Annotated in this window: 18 protein-coding genes; 4 read left to right on the forward strand and 14 right to left on the reverse strand. The window is 48.0% G+C overall.

Annotated features, from left to right (window positions below; translation table 11 throughout):
• Positions 1-28: 28 nt before the first annotated feature.
• From ACLHR0_RS05955 to ACLHR0_RS06005, 11 genes are all read right to left on the reverse strand, one after another.
• Positions 29-1,441 (reverse strand): POTRA domain-containing protein, encoded by a 1,413-nt coding sequence (locus ACLHR0_RS05955; protein WP_429042584.1) that lies wholly within the window; start codon positions 1,439-1,441, stop codon positions 29-31.
• A gap of 244 nt (positions 1,442-1,685) precedes the next feature.
• Positions 1,686-2,345, reverse strand: coding sequence for a CBS domain-containing protein (locus tag ACLHR0_RS05960; RefSeq protein WP_079471185.1), 660 nt, complete (start codon positions 2,343-2,345; stop codon positions 1,686-1,688).
• 117 nt (positions 2,346-2,462) lie between these two features.
• The gene (locus ACLHR0_RS05965) at positions 2,463-3,239 is read right to left on the reverse strand and encodes an alpha/beta fold hydrolase (protein WP_370908593.1); all 777 of its coding nucleotides are present in this window, start codon (positions 3,237-3,239) and stop codon (positions 2,463-2,465) included.
• 71 nt (positions 3,240-3,310) lie between these two features.
• A complete protein-coding gene (locus ACLHR0_RS05970) occupies positions 3,311-3,853 on the reverse strand; it encodes a CvpA family protein (RefSeq protein WP_370908594.1) in 543 nt (180 codons plus the stop codon).
• A gap of 105 nt (positions 3,854-3,958) precedes the next feature.
• On the reverse strand, positions 3,959-4,411 hold the full coding sequence (locus tag ACLHR0_RS05975; RefSeq protein WP_370908595.1) for a GatB/YqeY domain-containing protein: 453 nt from the start codon (positions 4,409-4,411) through the stop codon (positions 3,959-3,961).
• A gap of 18 nt (positions 4,412-4,429) precedes the next feature.
• Complete coding sequence (gene gldC / locus ACLHR0_RS05980; RefSeq protein ID WP_370908596.1) at positions 4,430-4,783, reverse strand: gliding motility protein GldC; 354 nt, start codon at positions 4,781-4,783, stop codon at positions 4,430-4,432.
• Positions 4,784-4,812: 29 nt separating this feature from the next.
• A complete protein-coding gene (locus tag ACLHR0_RS05985) occupies positions 4,813-5,952 on the reverse strand; it encodes a glycosyltransferase family 4 protein (protein WP_436485343.1) in 1,140 nt (379 codons plus the stop codon).
• Positions 5,953-6,027: 75 nt separating this feature from the next.
• Positions 6,028-6,459, reverse strand: coding sequence for a hypothetical protein (locus ACLHR0_RS05990; RefSeq protein ID WP_436485345.1), 432 nt, complete (start codon positions 6,457-6,459; stop codon positions 6,028-6,030).
• 48 nt (positions 6,460-6,507) lie between these two features.
• Positions 6,508-7,629, reverse strand: a complete 1,122-nt coding sequence (locus ACLHR0_RS05995; RefSeq protein ID WP_429051559.1) for an ABC transporter permease — start codon at positions 7,627-7,629, stop codon at positions 6,508-6,510.
• Positions 7,630-7,650: 21 nt separating this feature from the next.
• The gene (locus ACLHR0_RS06000) at positions 7,651-8,793 is read right to left on the reverse strand and encodes a glycosyltransferase (protein ID WP_429042591.1); all 1,143 of its coding nucleotides are present in this window, start codon (positions 8,791-8,793) and stop codon (positions 7,651-7,653) included.
• A 5-nt stretch (positions 8,794-8,798) separates the two neighbouring features.
• Positions 8,799-9,575 carry an alpha/beta fold hydrolase gene (locus ACLHR0_RS06005; protein ID WP_436485347.1) on the reverse strand — a complete coding sequence of 259 codons (777 nt, stop codon included), beginning with the start codon at positions 9,573-9,575 and terminating at the stop codon, positions 8,799-8,801.
• A 316-nt stretch (positions 9,576-9,891) separates the two neighbouring features.
• Between ACLHR0_RS06005 and ACLHR0_RS06010 the strand changes: the two genes are divergently transcribed.
• Both ACLHR0_RS06010 and ACLHR0_RS06015 read left to right on the forward strand, forming a co-directional pair.
• Complete coding sequence (locus tag ACLHR0_RS06010) at positions 9,892-11,685, forward strand: acyl-CoA dehydrogenase family protein (protein WP_429042594.1); 1,794 nt, start codon at positions 9,892-9,894, stop codon at positions 11,683-11,685.
• 130 nt (positions 11,686-11,815) lie between these two features.
• Positions 11,816-13,564, forward strand: a complete 1,749-nt coding sequence (locus ACLHR0_RS06015) for an N-acetylmuramoyl-L-alanine amidase (protein WP_436485350.1) — start codon at positions 11,816-11,818, stop codon at positions 13,562-13,564.
• Between the two features lie 269 nt (positions 13,565-13,833).
• Here the strand turns inward: ACLHR0_RS06015 and ACLHR0_RS06020 are convergent, their stop codons facing one another.
• Positions 13,834-16,035: a transferrin receptor-like dimerization domain-containing protein gene (locus tag ACLHR0_RS06020; protein WP_436485352.1), complete on the reverse strand. Its 2,202-nt coding sequence runs from the start codon at positions 16,033-16,035 to the stop codon at positions 13,834-13,836.
• A gap of 236 nt (positions 16,036-16,271) precedes the next feature.
• Here ACLHR0_RS06020 and ACLHR0_RS06025 point away from each other — a divergent pair, with 236 nt between their 5' ends.
• Together ACLHR0_RS06025 and ACLHR0_RS06030 are read left to right on the forward strand one after the other, a co-directional pair.
• Positions 16,272-16,616 (forward strand): carboxymuconolactone decarboxylase family protein, encoded by a 345-nt coding sequence (locus tag ACLHR0_RS06025; RefSeq protein ID WP_370908604.1) that lies wholly within the window; start codon positions 16,272-16,274, stop codon positions 16,614-16,616.
• A 66-nt stretch (positions 16,617-16,682) separates the two neighbouring features.
• Positions 16,683-17,723 (forward strand): 2-oxoacid:ferredoxin oxidoreductase subunit beta, encoded by a 1,041-nt coding sequence (locus ACLHR0_RS06030; protein WP_370908605.1) that lies wholly within the window; start codon positions 16,683-16,685, stop codon positions 17,721-17,723.
• 67 nt (positions 17,724-17,790) lie between these two features.
• Here the strand turns inward: ACLHR0_RS06030 and ACLHR0_RS06035 are convergent, their stop codons facing one another.
• Both ACLHR0_RS06035 and ACLHR0_RS06040 read right to left on the reverse strand, forming a co-directional pair.
• Complete coding sequence (locus ACLHR0_RS06035) at positions 17,791-18,429, reverse strand: LysE family translocator (protein WP_429042604.1); 639 nt, start codon at positions 18,427-18,429, stop codon at positions 17,791-17,793.
• Between the two features lie 29 nt (positions 18,430-18,458).
• Positions 18,459-19,997, reverse strand: a complete 1,539-nt coding sequence (locus ACLHR0_RS06040; RefSeq protein ID WP_370908607.1) for a GH3 family domain-containing protein — start codon at positions 19,995-19,997, stop codon at positions 18,459-18,461.
• Positions 19,998-20,085: the final 88 nt, after the last annotated feature.

A 20,085-nucleotide genomic window follows, 5' to 3' on the forward strand; every position in this document is an offset into this window, starting at 1 on the left:
TAAGCTTTTAACGATCGGCTCTGAAGTGCTACATATCCACGCTCGTGTGTAAAAATAGTCCTTTTTGCCCTAACTGGTTAAAGCTGTATTCAATCCTGAGGCAGGTATCATAGAAGGAAACGATGTCCAGTCCTATGCCGCCGGTATACAGGAAACGGTTATTCAGGAAGCTGTTGCCGGGGAATTTATTGTAGGCGTAACCGGCGTCGCCAAAGGCTTTGGCGAAGATGCGCACCGGAACGGTATTAAATTTCTTTGGAACAATAGGCAACTTTACTTTAAAGGAAAGGAGTTCCTGCCGGAGGGTTGATTTCAGGATGGCGAAGCTGGTGCCATCTATCACGTAATATTCCAGTCCGCGCAGGTAATCATCCCGGTAACCCAGCGCCTGCTGATTGATATATGGCTGTTCATTGGAGAGCTTGGCCGCGCTGCGGATACCTAATGCAGCATAGGTTTTGGGCCGTAGCTGCCAGTATTTGGCCATGTTAAGCCGAAAGTGAACGTCATCCACATCATTGAGAGGACCTATTCCCTTTTTGCCAACTTCTGCCAGTAACCGGAATCCTTTGAGAGGATATACCCAGCTATCTGCCTTAATATAAGTGAGACGGTAGGTGATATCTATGTAACGTACATTGGTGCGGCCTTTCCCAAGGTAGTTGGGGTTGATGATAGCCACCGAATCCGCCACTTTTTCATAATTATAATTTACAAATACCTGGTGCCGGGTGTTAATGGCCTTACGGTAGCTGTAGTTAAGCCCGATCATATATACCTGGCGCAGAAAATCATCTTTCCGGAAAAACTGCTGTTTATTATTGCTGGTGCTGTCGTTCACCTCACGGTTACGGTTATAGGAGGCGATGATACCCAGGCCGTGACGGAAACGTTTATCGATATACGGTATATTATACTGTAATGCGAATCGCTGGGTATAGCCGAACTGCAGCGCGGCGTTCAGCGCATCATTGCGGCCGGTGAGGTTTTCCTGGGTACCGCTTACACCGAGGTTGATACGGCTAAGGCTATGGTTCTTTTCCACCCACCACTGGTTAAAGTTACGGTCTGCCAGCTTGAAAATGGGATAAGCGAAGGTGTACCAGCGTTCCCATACTTCAAATACCACGTCGGCTTCGTTACCGGTCCAGTTTTTCACATTGGCGGTAACGTTGAGAAAGAGGGAGGTATTGAGTAATTGTTTTCGTCTTTCTTCCAGGGTATTGGAGAGATCGCGGAGATAGATGGTATCTCCGGGTACAGTGCTTATTTCCCGGAGAATGATGGAGGTCCGGGTTTTCTTGTTACCGGAAACCAGGATGTTGCGCACTACCAGGTAGTTGGTATCCGTTGCAGGCGCCGACTGTCCTTCCGCATTTTCCGGTATCACCATTCCAAACAGGCAGACTAAGGCCAGCAGGTAGTAACAGCATCTCAGCATGTAGGTCCCTAAAACATTTTAAAAGTTGACAATAGCGCGGATTTTGTCTTTACTCAGGATTACGCTGATTATAATATTGATTTAAAGGATTTGAACCTTTTTGATTTTTTTGATTTTAAAAGATAAAAGCAATTCACCTTTTGTTTTTTTGATTTTGAGTGATAAAATCAGAAAAATCAAAAAGGTTCAAATCCTTTAAATCAATATTATAATCAGCGTAATCCTGAGTAAAGACAAAATCCGCTTACATGCCGATATAATTCATCAGCAGGTCGTAGTTTTTCTTCAGCAGCTCTTCTTCCGGTTCTTCCGCAAAGATGTATTTGATTACATAATTAAAGCGTTCGAAAGTAGCTACCAGACCTTGCAGTTCCTGCCGGTTTGTTTTGAGTACCACCTCGAGTTTACCGGTAACGGGGTTGGTGATGGTGTTTACGCTCAGGAGCGTAACATCATTTGATTCAGCGATACGGGCAATTTCGCTGAGAGCGTAATCGCGCGGGTCTACTTCAAACGCGATGATACCGCCGGGTTCCTTTACCCCGTTATATCTTGCTAAAGCTGCCAGCAGGTTATCTTTGGTAATGATACCGAGGTATTCATTTTCCTTTGTTACTACCGGGAGGGCAGACAATTTAAAGTCGTAAAAAAGTTTGAGTGCTTCGAATAGATGAGCGTATTCCATGACAGCCGGGCGGGTACTGCTGTACTCCATAGATTCCAGGGGTACATCCGGATCTTCGAGATCCATGATATCGTCTTCTTCCACCAGGGCCAGGTATTTGCTATCTACTACCATCGGGAGCTGCGTGAGATGATATTCGTTCATCAGGCGCAGTGCCTTTGTTCCTGAATCCGAGGGATGCAGAACAGGTACTGAAGATATGAGTTCTCTGGCGATCATGTTAGCGTATTCTGATACAATAATAGTAAAGAATATGCCAACAGAAAAAGAAATTACATGTACGCGAAATCGCTGCACCGGTTGGTACAGTCGTCGGGCTGCCGGTAAAGTGCCGGTTTAAGTGGCAGGTTGAAACTTCAGTTTCTCCAGGAAAGCGTGCAGAATTTTGTTGAATTCTTCCGGCACCTCCATCATTGGAGCGTGTCCGCATTTATCAATAAACTGCAGTTCAGAATTAGGTATCAGCTTTTTAAATTCTTCGCCCACCATAGGAGGAGTAACGGTATCGTTCTGGCCCCAGATCAGTAAGGTTGGTTGCTGGATATCTTTCAGTTCATCTCCCAGGTTGTGGCGGATGGCTGATTTTGCCAGCGTAATGATCTTGATCACTTTCAGGCGGTTGTTCACTATCTCAAACATTTCATCTACCAGTTCTTTGGTAGCTATTTTCGGATCATAGAAAGTAAGTTCTGCTTTTTTGCGGATGTATTCATAGTCGCCGCGTTTAGGATAGGTTTCGCCCATTCCATTCTCAAACAAGCCGGAGCTGCCGGTTAGGATCAGGGATTTTACGGGTGCTTCAGGGTGTTTTAACAGGTATACGATGGCTACGTGACCTCCGAGTGAATTGCCCAGCAGGTGTACATTTTTGTACCCCCTGGCTTCAATAAACTTGTGCACATATTTGGCCAAACCGCCTACCGATGTTTCCAGGATGTTTAAATCGTACAGGGGTAACATCGGGATCACAACCTTGTTATACTGCCGGAAATATTCGATCATGTGCGAGAAATTGCTCAAAGCACCAAAAAGTCCATGCAATAATACCAGTGGTTCTCCTTCTCCTTCTTCTATAAAATTAAACTTACCCTGTGTTTTGATTTCGTAATCCATTGCCAAATCTTGAAAGTCAATTTTACGCTAAAATAATTCTTTTTATTAATCTAAATAATCTTTGGAACGAGTTATCCAGGTTGAATATGCCGGGCTGCCTGCTCAAAAAAAGACTGTAACTCGGTGAACATATTCTTAAAAACCGGGATCACACTTCCCATATGATCCAATACCCACGGGCCAATATTCTCTATATAAGGATATACCACAGATTGCAGCTTTGTTTCAGGACTCAGCCAGTATACCTGGTTAGCCATCCACAGCACTACACTGTAAATTATTATAAATATAACGCTATACAACAGTATTCCGCCCAGTTTATTCAGCCAGCCCAACATTACCAGCTCCACCAACTTCTGCAAAGCTCCTGCTCCCAACCTCACGAGCAATATTACTCCCAGGAAAAGGCACACGAAACAGATTACAGGCACCCAGCGGGAATGCATATCCCAGTGTTCCTGTACATATAATGCAGTAATGGCTGTTAATTTCAGGGCTGCCGCTAATCCCAATATGGCGGCTACCAAAGAAAATAAGGCTACTATCAGACCCCGGGTGTATCCCCGGTAGATGGCAAAAACCATGATGATAGCAAAAATAATGTCTATAGGCATGGTTGAAATATAGGGAATCCGGTATTTAACTCGCTGATTTTTTTGTTTCCGGGAGATGTTATCTGCCCGGTTTCCGCTTATCAGCCGGTTAAATACCAGACAGCACTATTTAGTAAGCAATTCTTTCACCAGGGCGGAAATTGCCTTCCCATCAGCTTTACCGGCCAGTTGTTTGGTGGCAACGCCCATTACTTTACCCATATCAGCGGGTGAGCTGGCGCCGGTGGAAGCGATGATATCAGTAATGGCTGTACGTAATTCTGCTTCATCCATTTGTTTAGGCAGGAAGCGTTCAATCACCACCAGTTCCTCTTCTTCTTTCACGGCAAGGTCTTCACGGTTCTGGGCGCGGAAAATTTCAAGAGAATCCTTTCTTTGCTTGGCGAGCTTCTGCAACAATTTGGACTCATCCGCTTCTGTGAGCTCTCCGCTGGCGCCTTCTGCTGTTTTGGCCACCAGGATAGCCGCTTTGATAGCACGCAGCGCACGCAGGTCAGCTTCCTTTTTACCCAGCATCGCAGCTTTGATTTCTGCGTTGATATTTAGTTCTAATGACATATGGTTAGGTTTAATGGATTATTTTCCTGCTTCTTCGGCAGCCTGCCTGTCCTGGAATTTCTTAAAGAAATCCTTTGCAAAAGCGCGCATGTCGTCTGCCTGGTCTTTATAAGGAGTGGCTCTTCCGTAAGTGTCAGCCATGGTCATCATGGTCTGGAAAAAGAAGTCCGCCATTTCATCCACCATCATGTCCTTTGTCCACAGGTCGATGCGCAGCGCCACCTTTTCAGCCGGATCCCAGAAAGATACGATCATGCCCTTGGCCTTAATCATTCTTTCTTCCTTGTTATCTGTAGCGCTCCACTCTATCGACTCGGGCACCTTTTGATCATCCAGTCCAACCTGGATCTTTATGGTAGATACTTTACTCATGATTTTCAATTAAAGCGCAAAAATAGCCATCATTTGCTGATTTTGGAAAAACCCGTCCCGGTGAGATGACTCCACAGCTGCTCCGCAGCATGCTCCCAGCTGCTGAAAGGCTTTGCCGCAGGGATCTTGGCCAGCAAACGGGATCTTAATTGTTCATCTTTATATAAAAGACTCATTTTTTCTGATAAATCGTCCAAACTCGCCGGATCAGCATATAATACCGCGTCTCCACCTGCCTCCCTGGCGGCAGCGCCGTCCAGCGCAATCACCGGCACCTCACACCGCTGCGCCGCGTATACCGGCAATGCAAGCCCTTCCAACCTCGACGGATATACGAGGGCATAAGCGCCCCCGGTGAGCCGGGCAAGGGTATCTTCATCGGCATCTTCTATGCACACCACATCCTGCCGGAACTTGTAGCTCTGCAGGGCCGTGGCAATATCCGCTCCCGCCGGGGTTACACTCCCCGCCAGCACCAGCTTGATATTGCTCCGCTGCCGCTTCTTCAATGCTGAAAAAGCTTTCAGCACCGGTATAATATTGTTCCGGGGATGCATACTGCCTGTTACCAGGAAATACTCCGCCCCACCGGAAAAAGCCCGCTTCACCGTTTCGCGCTGCTCCCACTCCAGGGGTTTGTACTGCTCACTGATACCGGTTTCCAGGCGGATCAGCTTATCTTTTACGCCCGGTGCATAACGCAGCAGTTCTTCCTGTGCGGCATCAGACAGCACGGCTATACGCCGCGCCCGGTCGAGGTATTTCGTAATGTTATTTTTAAGCGACCGCTGTTGCACACCTGGCTGCAGGCCGGCATTGCGCAAAAACGAAAGGTCTCTCAGCAACAGTCCCGCAGGAATTTTGCTACGCAGGGGCAGCGTGCCATCCAGCCCCAGGAACAGGTCCGGGCGGAAAGGCTTCATGGCCCGTACCTGCTGCCACTCCTGCCACCAGTACAAATGCCAGGGTTTATTGCCTTTCAGGGGCAACACCACGTTGGTCACATTGGCCGGTACTTTCAGGCCGGCGGGTACCTTTCCGTCAAAAAAAAATGTGAACTGATGGCCTGGCTGCTGCCGGCACATCGCCAGTATTATCTCCGTTGCCACATTCCCGGTATCGGCAGGCATGTCCTGTCGTAAACAAGCGGCATTAACAGCAATTTGCATAAACGATTCCTTTGTCTGCGAGCTTGCAAACCTACACAATTTTAGATTCGGGACTGCCGGATTTTAATGACCCGGCTATTCTCCGGACTTATTGGTAAGGAAAAATACCTGCGGAGGAGTTACATTGCCGGTATTACCCAGGGACGCCAGCCTGACAGTTACCTCGTATGTTTTCAACGGCTTCAGGTGACGGAGCGTAATGGTAAAGGGGGTTGCTTTAATATCTGCTATATCGTCCTGGGGCAGCGGAATAAGCCCCGTTTCTGTGGCTACGTTCAGCGTAACTTTCACGCCTTTATCAGGCAACTTGCTGGTGATGTTCACCTTCAGGGCATAGGTGCTGTCCTGCGCCATATTATATTTTCCCACCTGTACTTCAGGCAGCGCGAAAGCCAGTGTTTCTTCCTGCGTACTGGGTGCAGGATTATCTTTCTTCTTCTTTTTACAGGAAGAAAAAGTAAGCAATGCAATAGCTAAGAAGGCAGGGAGAAAGGTTTTCAATAACATATTTCCAGTTATATAGGAGCATGAAATTAGCTTTTTTTAATATGCAAATCAAATTTTACTTCTTACATCCAGCGCATCCCGTAATCCGTTACCTAACAGGTTGAAAGCCAGTACCAGTAGCATGATGGCCACTCCGGGCGCCAACGCCAGTAAAGGATTATGGGTGATGATGAAGTTGTAGTTTTCTTTGATCATCAGTCCCCACGACGGCTGCGGCGGTTGTACCCCCACGCCCAGGAAGCTGAGTCCCGCCTCCACCACAATAGCGGTGGCAAAATTGCCGGCGGCTACTACCATCACCGGTCCCATGATATTGGGCAAAATATGTTTTACTATAATCCGCACATGCCCGTAGCCCAGCGCCCTCGCGGCTTCCACATATTCCAGCTCCCGGATACCCAGTACCTGCCCACGGATAATGCGGGCAACGCCCACCCACATCGTGAGCCCCACGGCAATAAACACCTGCCAGAATCCCTTGCCCAGCGCCAGGGTAAGCGCAAACACCAGCAGCAGCGTAGGCATGGACCATACCACGTTTACCAGCCACATCACCAAATCATCCGTCCGGCCCTTGAAGTAACCCGCTATGGCGCCCAGCAATACGCCGATGCTCAGCGAAATAACTACGGCAATACAACCTACACCTAAGCTCACGCGGGTGCCAATCAGCAGCCGGCTCAGGATATCTCTGCCAAATTTGTCGGTGCCCAGCCAGTAAGTGCGGGAGAAAATCCGTTCTGCCAATATCTTTTCATGTAACGATTTCGATGACATCGGGCGGTCCGGCGGATGGCCGTACCACACCTGCTCCAGGGAGTAGGTTTCCTCCCTGCTGGTAGATTCATCCACGTACCGTTGTACCACCAGCACGCTGTCCCTGAATTGCCACGACCGGACGGGGATCCAGTTTACATCAGACTCCTGGCCGTATAACAACCGGTGAAAAACAGACACCTTTTGGATGGGCTGTTCTTTCCGCATGGCCAGCATATTGATGCGGAAGCCGGGGTGCTGCCCCTCTATTTCCAGCACCATCCTGTTGGCGTTGGGTGTATGATCCGGCGCAATAAAATAAGCGGTTATGCTGATAAACACCGCCACGGCAATCACCAGTAAACCGGCTACCGCACCTTTATTCCGGTATAACTTTTTCCAATAAGGCTGCATATCTGACAAAAGAACCAGGATTTAATTTACCTGCCGGCCTTTCCACTGATAACTGCCAAACTTCCCAAGCCACCCGGCAACAACAATATAAGGAATATGAAATATCTGTCCCGGAATAAACCATAGCAAGAGTTCTGTTTTATTAAAAAACCTGGCTACAGGAAGCAGGAAATAAAGTTCCAGGGTTATTTTAAACAGTAAAATGATGAGGAACCAGGGCCACCATACCGGCAGGAACAGGGCCATTACCGCCAGCGCCAGTAAGCCGGCATTGAACAGGTAAACCAGCAGTAATACCCAGGTCAGTCGTTTATCTTCATACTTATCTGCTTTCGATGACCACCGGATCCGCTGGTTCATAAAGTCCCTGAGCGTATCTACCGCGAGTGTACGCACTACAGCTTCTTCACACTTCAGGTAGCTGACCTTATCGGGGTATGCGCTGTAAATTTTGTACATCAGCAGCATATCGTCGCCGGAGGCAATATTATCGATGCCATTAAAACCGCCCACTTCCAGGAAGGCCTTTTTTTCATAGGCCAGGTTAGCACCGTTACACATGGTACCGGAGGCCAGTTGGGCTGCAGCGCCGGTAATGCCCTGCATGGTCATGAAATCGAGCGACTGTAACCGCTTAAAAAAATTATGTTCTTTATAGAAGCTGACTGGTGCGGCTATAAATTTAGGTTGATGATGTTCGTAAAACTGCACCAGTGTTTCAATCCAGCGCGGCCCCATTACGCAATCAGCGTCTGTGGTTACAATAAGGTCGCCCGCAGCTTTTGAAATAGCAATTTCTATTGCTTTCTTCTTGAAAGAATTCAGCCGCTCCTCTTCATTGAGATACTGCTTTAACTCCAGCAGGTGAATATTTGCTGCTGCGAAATTGCGCACCACTGCGGCTGTTTCATCTGTAGAAAAATCATCTATTACAATCACTTCCAGTAAGGCCGGGTTGTACGTTTGCTTCTTCAATGCCTCCAGCAAGGCGGGCAAATTGGCGGCTTCATTCCTGGCAGGAATGATCACGGTAACCGCAGTATGACCAACCGATGGCGCTGCCGGTGAAAAACTCTTCAGGCGCTTCCAGCCCAGGCTATACCATAACATCAGTATACCATATCCTAAAGCCAGCACCAATAATATAATTACAAAAAGATACATCCGGGTTAAAGGTTTGTTTTGATGATAAGCCCCAGCTGGGCGGAAATCAACTGGTGGCCTTTTTCCATTACCAGTATTTTGCAGGGAAAAGACCCATCTGCAAAGCGGGTACCCAGCACAGGTGGAATTACACGGTCGTATTTCCCGAATATCAGGAGTGTTAAAACGTTATATCTGCCTAATAATTGTTTACACCGCTTTTTATCCGGCATCATCCGGCGTAAATTGGTCCATACGTTGTATACCAGTTCCCTTTTCTCCGTTTCATTCATACGGTGCAGCGCAAATTTGTATACGCTCTGGTTCAGCAGTCCTAGTCTTCTCCAGGTATGCAATAACGTAAAAAACAGCCTTGGGTGGTAAGTATTATATTTAAACAGCCTGTTTCCGGCAGTGGTTTGGGTTACAAACATATGCCAGGGGTTATTTCTCAGGCCATCCCCGGCGGCGATGACCAGGTGGTTGATCCGGCTGGCCATCTTTTCCACGAGGCAAAGCGACAGGCGTCCGCCCATGCTGTAGCCCAGCAGGGAAAAACGCTCCTTCCCGTGCTGCTGTAGTATCAGTTCCACCAACGCTACCAGGTCGTCTTTCTCCAGCACCCGGTTTTCCTCCCATTGGGTGCTTCCGTGCAGGGGCATGTCCAGCGCCACTAAAGTGAAAGTATCGCCCAATGTGGCGGTTAACGGCTGAAAATGAGCCGCACTTTCGCCAAACCCGTGTAAACAGATCAATAGTTCCTCCCCGGCACCTTCTACGGTGCCATGAAACCGGCTTTTCAAATATGACAGATAAAAATCAGGCATAAAGGGCAACAATGATACAGAATAAATGCCTAATGACGATGGATATGATTATCGAGGGGGCGGTGACCTGTGGATAAGGGAGCATATCTTCAACCAGGACCAGGTAATCTACCCCGGGCAGGTCTATTTATTTTTTGTTAAAAATAGCGGCCTCTCAACAGGAGTGCCGCATTTAACTTACATTCAGTAAGTTAATATGGCAGGTAGCAGGGAAATCAGTTTAGCCCCCCGGTGACCGGTTTTGCCTAATGCTTTTTTCAGTAAATTACAGAACTACCAAAAATACAGTAACATGGACGCAACAGTTGAAAATAAGACTGCGTTAAAAGGCGCAGAGTTCCTGGTTAAGGAGAGTGCTCCTGAGGAAGTGTTTACTCCCGAAGATTTTTCGGAAGAGCAGCTGATGATTAAAGACATGGCAGATCAGTTCATCAGTAAGGAAATAACACCGATAGTAGAGCGGATAGATAAGCTGGAAGAAGGATTGATGCCCTCATTGCTGGAAAAAGCGGGCGAGCAGGGACTGCTGGGCGCTTCCTTCCCGGAGGAGTATGGTGGTTTAGGTAAAGATTTTGTGACAGCAACGATCATCAACGAGGGACTGGGTGCAGGTCACTCTTTCTCCGTTGCCATGGCCGCCCATACGGGTATTGGCTCTTTACCGATCCTTTATTTTGGTACCGCAGAACAAAAACAAAAATATATACCCAAGCTGGCTACCGGTGAAATGAAAGGCGCTTATGCCCTTACAGAGCCTGATTCCGGCTCCGATGCACTGGGCGCTAAAACCACCGCCAAATTAACCGACGATGGTAAGTACTATATCTTAAACGGGCAAAAAAGCTGGATCACCAACTCCGGTTTCGCTGACGTGTTTACTGTATTTGCAAAAATTGACGGGGATAAATTCACCGCTTTTATTGTGGACAAAGGCACACCCGGATTTACACTGGGTGCGGAAGAACACAAAATGGGGATCAAAGGATCCTCTACCCGCCAGATCTATTTCCAGGACGCCAAAGTACCGGCAGAAAATGTACTGGGCGTAATTGGCAAGGGCCACCTCATTGCCTTCAACATCCTGAACATAGGTCGCTTGAAACTTTGTGCGGCCGCACTGGGCGCCTCCAAAAAATGTATCAATACCTCCGTACAATACGCCAATACCCGCACACAGTTTAAACAACCAATCGCCAACTTTGGCGCCATCAAACATAAACTGGCGGAAATGGCTATCCGCACCTGGACATCGGAATCAGCCCTGTTCCGTACAGCGCAGCTGATCGATGACAAGGAAAGAGAACTGCTGGCAGAAGGCAAGCCTTTCAACGAAGCCTTACTGGGCGCCGCGGAAGAATATGCCGTGGAATGCGCCATCCTGAAAGTAAATGGCTCCGAAGTACTGGACTATGTAGTGGATGAAGGTGTACAAATTCACGGTGGCAACGGCTTCAGCGATGAATACATCATTTCAAAAGCTTACCGCGATTCCCGCATCAACCGCATCTTTGAAGGTACCAATGAAATCAACCGGTTGCTGACACTGGACATGACACTGAAACGTGCCCTGAAAGGTAAACTGGACCTGATGACACCGGCCATGAATGTAATGAAGGAGCTGATGAGCATTCCTGATTTCGGCAACGATGATGAAAGTGCCTTCAGCAAGGAAAGGAAAATGATCGTTAACTTCAAAAAAGCAATCCTGATGGCTGCCGGCGCTGCCGCGCAGAAGCTGATGGTGAAGCTGGAAAACGAACAGGAAATCCTGATGGATATCGCCGATATGGCCATTGAAACCTTTGTGGCTGAAAGCGCGCTGCTGCGCTTAATTAAACTCACCAACAACAAAGGTGAAAGCGCCGCTTCCCTGCAGGCAGATATTGTACGCACCTTCATTTATGATGCGGCCGACCGTATCAATAAATCCGGAAAAGACGCCATCAATGCCTTTGCAGAAGGCGACGAACAACGTATGATGCTGTTAGGCCTCAAACGCTTTACCAAGGCAGAACCATTTAATGCTAAAGATGCCCGCAGAAGAATTGCGGACAAACTGATTGCAGATAATAAATACAGCTGGTAACAACCAGCGCCTGGCATTTAGAAAAAATACAGCAGGTACACTATCCCGCTGCATTTTTTCTAAATGCTTTTTTTCCTATTCCCCTCACCTGCTTATCTTTACCATCTTTCAAAGATATTGATGACAGGGTATGACGCTAACAGCAAAGTTTTTTTCTACGTTTCTTATTACTATTTGTGTCCCCTTTTTTGCAATCAGTCAGGCAACACTGCGTATCAGTCAGCCTTCAAGGGATCAGAATAACGTGAACACCTCCCGGCAATTTATCGCCGGCCGCACCTGTACCGGCTGTACGGTAAGGATCAATAACGATACTGTACACGTTTATAACACCGGCACCTTTGCTGCAAAATATGAACTGACCACCGGCAGGAATTCCTTTTCCGTTACCGCTACCACACCTAACGGCGAAACATATACGAAGAACATCACCTATTACTATAACCAACCGCCAGCACCGGCTGCTACTACCGTTTTCCGGATAGATTATATGGAGATATCCCCCTCCGGGAATGTTCAACTCTCGGAAGGCGACACGCTGCGGATAAAGATGAAAGGTTATCCCGGTCAAAGCGCCAGCTGGTTCAATGATGTACCACTGAAGGAAATGCCTGTTTCGCAAACAGGTGGCGTACCTGGCTTTTACAGCGGCAGCTATATTATACAACCACGCGACTCCCTGCTGAATGGAAAAATTATGGTACGCCTCCGCAAACAAAGCGGCGAAACCGCTATCCTCGGCAGCACCTACCGCTACAGCGTGATGCACAATGAAATACCATTCACCGGCCGCACGATCGATAATATGACCTACCTCACTGCCAGTCCGCATGGCGACCGGCTGGGGCCCGATAAAATCGGTTACCTCGATAAAGATGTGCTTTTACATATTGTAGGCAGACAGGGCGACTATTACAAAGTAAAGCTGTCGTCCCGTACCACCGCCTTTATTCCGGAGCCGCTGGTAGACACCGACATTCCACAGGAAGAGCTTCCCGTAAGCATTGCAGACGATGCCAAAATATGGGGAGATGAAAAATATGATTACGTGTCAGTGGCCTTGTCGGATAAAATGCCATACACTTCCACGCAACTGGTTTCTTCTAAAAAGATCATCATCGATATACATGGCGCCTATGCAGAGAAAGGATTGAACTCCCTGCTGCAAAACACCAAAGAAATCACGTCTGTAGCCTGGGGGCAGCCATCGCCCGATGTATGCCGCATGGTAATTTCCCTGCAACATGCGCCATGGGGCTACCAGGTGTACTACGACAATAACCGTATAACGGTGAAGGTTAAACGTGTACCACAAAGCTTATCGCTGAAAAATATGGTGATCGGCCTGGACCCAGGCCATGGCGGCAGCAACCCTGGCGCTACCGGTCTTACCGGCGCCGTGGAAAAAAACATGACCCTGGTACTTTCGCTGCAACTGAAAGCTTTGCTGGAAAGAGAAGGCGCTACAGTGATCATGTCGCGCACAACCGAGAAATTTGTTGCCAACGAAGACCGTTTGTCTTTTTTCCGCAGGGCCGATCCCGATCTGCTGCTGAGTATCCACCTCAATGCTTCCGGCAATCCTGTAGATGTATATGGCACCGCCACCTATTACAAACAGCCTTTCTGCGAACCACTCAATGCAGCCATCCATGAGCGTTTGCTGCAAACCGGCCTTTACGATTTCGGCAATAACTCCGGCTTCAACTTCATCCTCAACAACCCCACCGAATTCCCGGACGCCCTGGTAGAAACACTTTTCCTCAGCAATCCCGGCGACGAAGAAAAAATACTGAACCCTGCGTTTCAGCGGGAACTGGTAACTGGCATCGTGGAAGGCGTGAAGGACTACCTTCGCGAGGCGGTGAAAACGCGGTGAGCGGTGAGCGGAGGAGCGCCTTCGGCGGTGGAAATTGTCTTGGCTCAGGATTACGCTGATTAACCGTGATTACACTGATTTGATTATGTTTTGATTTTACTTTTCTGATTTTACTTTTTTGATTTTAATAGATTAAGGGAGATATAAGCGAATATATCCGCTTATATCTCCCTTAATCTATTAAAATCAAAAGTGATCAAATCAAGCTAATCAGTAAAATCAGCGTAATCCTGAGCCAAGACAATTTCCGCCGCCGAAGGCGGCCCATACTAATGAATGTTCCCTAAGTAAGCCGACAGCCGGTTGATGGCTGCTGCCGCCACCGTTATTTGTTCCTGGGCTTCCTTCCAGCGGCGTTGCTCGATGGCTTCTCTTACGCCGGGAATGGTTTTAACGCCATAGCCGGTATAAAATCCGGGAGCATACAGGGTATGTTTATACCAGTTGCGGGCGGGCAGGCCGGCATCGTTCAGCAGTTGTTGCTCGCCCTGGTACAGCGCTTTGTTGGCTGTGGAGGAGAGTTTCCTGGTGGCGAGCGATGCGGTAACGGTGTCTAAACCGGTGAGGGCGTTCTGCAATGGAGAAAAGTCGAGATACGGCACTTCTGTTTTGGGAAGTGGAGGCGACAAATGTTTGGCGGTATCTGTGGTGAGCTGGTATTTACGATCGCGGATCAGTTGATTGTCGATGGCAGTAGACTCGCGCAGGCTGCTGGTGAGTTCCGTTAACTCATTCACATAGCCGTTAACTGTTTCATAGAGTTTGCGGTAATCGAATGGCAGGGTAACGGTGTTGGCTACACGCAAAGCGGTATGACCGGCAGTTTGAGAAAGTGCTACGCCGTAATTAAAACCGGGGTCTTTAAACCGGGTATAATCGTCGTAGGAATCGTAGATGGAGTGGTATTCACCGCCTGCATCTTCTCCCCCAAAACCAAAATCAAGAGAGGGCACGCCCAGGTGCTGGAGGAAGGAAGAGTAATCGGAACCGGAACCCATGGCCCCGATAGCGATGCCTTGTTTGGCCAGCTTTTCCTTTTTCAGCTTGGGAGTAGTTGCCTTCAATACCTCTGCCGCCTGTTTACGGGCAAGGATGCTGACCTGCGTTTGCGGGTCGGTAATATCACGGGCTACTTCATTCACGAGGGTTTCCAGGGCATGGGAACCGCTGGCATTGAGAAATCCGCGGCCATTGTTATCTGAGTTGATATACACCACTGCTTTTTCTTTCAATTCGGCAGCGTGATCTTCCACCCATTCGGTAGACCCGAGTAAGCCGGGTTCTTCCCCATCCCAGGCGCAGTACACCAGTGTGCGTTTTGGCTGGTAGCCTTGCTTATGCAGCGCGCCGATGGCTTTGGCTTCTTCCAGGAGGGCTGCCAGTCCGCTGATGGGATCGGCGGCGCCGTTCACCCACGCATCGTGGTGATTGCCGCGGATCACCCATTGGTCGGGTTGCTCACTGCCTTTCAGTTTGGCGATCACGTTATAGCAGGGGCGTATCTGCCAGTCGAACGACAGCTTCAGGTGTACCCTGGCTTTGCCGCCACCGATATGATAAGTAAACGGCAGTGCGCCTTTCCATTCGTCCGGTGCTACGGGACCTTCCAGGGCCTGCAGCAGTGGCGTGGCATCGTGGTAGCTGATGGGCAATACCGGTATTTTCAGGAGATTGGGCGCCTGCAGGCGATCGAGCCGTTGGGCATTGGCGGTAGCGCCGGTGTTAGGGGTAAGCGGGTCGCCGGGATAGATGACGATATCCATCACGGAGCCGCGCTGTACGCCATACTCATTTTTGAACGCTCCTTTAGGGTATACATCGCCGCTGTAGTAGCCATCATCTTTCGGATCGGAGTAGATGATGCAGCCGGCGGCGCCGTGTTCCTGTGCTACTTTCGGCTTGCTGCCGCGCCAGGAGCGGCCGTATTTGGCGATTACAATTTTACCTTTTACGCTGATGCCTGCCCGGTCGAGGTACTCGTAATCTTCCGGTAGACCGTAATTCACGTATACCAGTTCCCCTTCCACGTCGCCATCGGCGCTCCAGGCGTTATAAGTAGGCAACTGGCCTTCCTGGCCGGAGGTAGCGTCTTCCTTCAGGGCAGGTTCTTTCAGCAGTGCTTTATAGGTGGTAGGACCTGTAAGTTCCACGAGGCGTTCTTTGGGAGTGGGAAAAAGTACCTGGTAGGTCACTATTTCCGCGTCCCAGCCGTAACTTTTGAAGCGTTGCAGGATGTCTTCCGCTACTGCTTTGCCGCGGGCGGAGCCAATGTGATGTGGTTGGGAAGAGAGTGCTTTGATAGTTTCACCAATGTGACTGCTGCTTAACTGCTTATCGAAGCGGCTTTCCAGTTCCAGCTGCTGGGCGGCGGCGTTCCCGGCATACCCGGTGAGCTTTTTATCCTGCGCCCGTGCTGCCCCGCCTGTGCACAATAGCAGTGCTATGAGCAGGGAGAAGTTGGTTGTTGTCATAATTTCGATCCAGATCTTGTTGAAAAAGAGGGTTTATCTGCTCAATATACAAATAGTCTATTATATCAATAGACTAATTTAACGGATGTTTTTGATGCAATAACTTTTGGTTATGATCCATAAATATAGGTTATAGGCCAAATAGTCTACTTAACCGGTAGATTAATCTATATTTGTAAATCCTTTCATAGCTTTATTGGGTGAAACGATAAACAAAACACATAAACAGCAGTTATATGGCCAATGCGATTCAGGAGTTTAACGACTACCGGGCTAAGATGAACGAGGTAATACTTGGAAAGCAGAACAAAGTGATTAACAGGCTTTTCAACCTGGACACCAATACCTATGCAGAGGGGGCGCTGAGCACCAAAACGAAGGAAATGCTTGGACTGGTGGCTTCAATGGTACTCCGTTGCGACGATTGTATCAAATATCACCTGGAGAAATCGTTTCAGCAGGGTGTTACCACCGAAGAAATGTATGAAATTTTTGCGGTAGCCAATATAGTAGGTGGCACGATTGTGATCCCGCATACCCGCCGGGCGGCAGAATTTTGGGAAGAATTACAGGCACAGTGAGCTGAGAATTACAGCTATCTATCGTAACTTTACGGACTCTATAATATATTATTTTAACTCATACTAATGTCAACAGCAACTATAGCCCCGCAGGCGCCACTTACGTCAAAAGACTTTACAACGGACCAGGAAGTCCGCTGGTGTCCTGGCTGCGGCGACTACTCTATACTTAAGCAGGTACAAACTATTATGCCTACGCTGGGCGTGCCCCGCGAAAATATTGTGATCGTTTCCGGTATCGGTTGTTCTTCGCGCTTTCCATACTATATGAATACCTATGGTATGCACTCTATCCACGGCCGTGCTACGGCGATTGCGTCCGGTTTGAAAGCAGCCCGCCCGGAGCTGAGCGTGTGGATCGTAACAGGCGACGGCGATGGCTTATCCATTGGCGGTAACCATACTATTCACCTGCTGCGCCGTAACTTTGATGTGAACATCATGTTGTTCAACAACCAGATCTACGGTTTAACAAAAGGACAGTACTCTCCTACTTCAGAAGAAAATAAAGTGACCAAATCTACCCCAATGGGTAGTATTGACCATCCGTTTAACCCAATGGCCCTTGCCCTGGGCGCTGATGCTACTTTTATTGCCCGCAGTATGGACCGCGACCCAAAACACCTGCAGGAAATGCTGAAACGCAGCCATGCACATAAAGGCGCTTCCTTCCTGGAAATATACCAGAACTGTAACATCTTCAATGATGGCGCCTTTGAAGCCTTTACCGAAAAAAGCAGCAAAGCCGATGAAACCATTTTTGTGGAGCACGGTAAACCGCTGGTATTTGGCGCCACCAAAAACAAAGGAATCCGCCTCGATGGTTTAAGACCGGTAGTAGTGGAACTGGGCAGTGAGTATACAGAAAGCGACCTGTGGATCCATGATGAAAATGATTTCTACAAAGCACAGCTGCTCACCCGTATGTTTGATGATGTACGTATTGAAGGGCATTTACCCCGTCCGTTCGGCCTCTTCTACGAGGCTTTCCGCCCTACTTATGAAGATATCATGGGCTTCCAGTTAACAGAAGCGCTGGCTAAAAAAGGCCCCGGCGACCTGGATAAATTGCTGGCAGGCAGCGAAACCTGGACTATCAAAGGATAATAAACACCTCCAATAAAAGAAAAAGCCTTCCGTGTATGACGGAAGGCTTTTTTATATCCAACTATTTTTAATGTCCCATGGCACCTACGTCGAACAATACTTTATAAAGCAACACCACGCCAAAAATGATCATGCTGGCGCCGGCAATACGGTTCAGCCACTCTACATTGGCTAGCGTTAATTTGTGACGGATCTTATCAGATACAAATACCTTCAGGATATCCGCCGATAACACCAGGCTTAGGCAAACCGTATACATAATAATCCGGTGACCAGCTGTGGTGGCGCTGTTCGCCACACAAACCCCTAACCAGAAGATAATAACACCGGGATTGAGGGTATTCATCAAAAAACCCGCAAGCCATATTTTAAGATAGTCATGGGTGCGGAACATTTCCGGCTTTTCTTCTCCCGTACTGATCTTTACTTTTTTAAACAACAGTCCGTATACTCCCATGCATATCAGTAACGCTCCTCCTACAATACCTATCGACCTTTTATATTCTTCCAGGCCACTGATAAAAGAGGTGGTCAGGTTACCTGTCAACACAAAAATAATATCGCTGAAAGACACGCCCAGTGCGAAACTGATCCCTGCCTTAAAGCCGTTATTGATGCTGTATTTTATAATTGCGAATATTACCGGGCCTACTGATAAAGAAAGAAATAATCCCAGTCCCAGTCCCGCTACAATTGATGCTATCATGCGTATAATTTCCGTGTCACAGGTGCAACTTAACTCTTAACGGTTTTTCCCGCAAGAAATTTCTCCCAGTCTTTCAGTTTCTCTCCTTTCATTACACGGGGAAATTTATTCATGGCGCCTTCCTTGCCTTTGCAACGGAGGTAATCTATAAACGCATCATTCGGTAATATCTCTACAAATACTTCCTTCAGTGCTGCAGAGCGTTCTACGGCATAATCATCATTTACCTCCGCGAGGGTTTGATCGATGATTTCGCGCACTTTTTCCGCATCCACACCAGGTGTATCCGTGCCCACATACCAGCGGTGTGCAAACAGGTTCTGATAAGGGAACCCCGCTACCGTAAACTCACGGACGTTAATACCCAGTTTCTTCTGCACATTATCTATCGCCTTGTTCATGTTGTCGATACTCATGTGCTCCCCGCAGAGGCTGAGGAACTGTTTGGTACGGCCAACAATCACTATTTCATGTTCTTTTACTGAAGTAAATTTCACCACATCGCCGATCAGGTAACGCCAGGCTCCTGCACAGGTCGACAACATCACCGCATATTCCACATCTTCCACTACCTCGTGGATCATGTAAGATTTAGGATTCGGTTTTACTTCTCCTTCTGCATCAAAGTTTTCTTCATTAAAAGGAATGAATTCATAGAAGATCCCTGCATTCAGGACCAGCTTAATGCCCTTTGTACCCGGACGGGCCTGGAAGCCAAAAGAACCTTCAGAAGCCATATAGGTTTCAATGAACGCAATGGGCTTTCCGAGCAGCTTCTGGAAGCTATCGCGGTACGGCTCAAAAGATACCCCGCCGTGAATATATACCGCCAGGTTGGGCCATATTTCATGAATATTTTTAACGCCGTGATATTTGATGATTTCTTCCAGTACGATCTGTACCCAGGCAGGTACACCGCAAACAGTACCTACATCCCACTCCTTCGCTTTGCGCACGATTAACTTAATACGCTGTTCCCAGTTGGGTTTGCGGGATATTTTGCCTCCCGGCTTATAGAAACGGCGGAACCATTTCGGGATATTTTTGGCTTGAATGCCGCTCATATCACCTTCATAATAGTCGCCTTTTTCATACAACGAGGTAGTGCCGCCCAGCATCAGGATGCCTTTTTCAAAAGAGCGTGGCGGGATGTTAAAGTTAGCCATGGAATACAGCTGCTTCACCCCCACTTTCTTCACCGTTCTCAGCATGGCTTTGGTAACAGGTATATGTTTGCTCGCAGATTCCGAAGTACCTGAACTCAACGCAAAGTATTTGATCTTCTCGGGCCAGCTCACGTTTGCTTCACCTTCCAGGCAGCGGTACCACCACTCCGCATGCATTTTAGTGTAGTTATGCACGGGGACTTTATCGCGGTAATGACTAATAAAATTAGCGCTATCCAATACTTCCTGAAATTGGTAGTGGCGGCCAAACTCTGTATCCTTGGCCTTTTCCAGCAAACGATGCAGCACCTGCAGCTGGTATTGGCGCGGTGTTCCTAATTTAAATGTGAACTTCTTCCTGATGCGTAGTGACCTGGAAATAAGATTACCTATGATGGCCATTAACTTTCCCTCTCTTTAATTGAACTACAAAAATAAGTGGAATATTGAATATAAGTTGACTGATAATTCGGAATTACAGATTATGTAG

It is taken from the genome of Chitinophaga sp. ARDCPP14 (assembly GCF_051362515.1).
In the GTDB taxonomy this organism is placed as follows: domain Bacteria; phylum Bacteroidota; class Bacteroidia; order Chitinophagales; family Chitinophagaceae; genus Chitinophaga.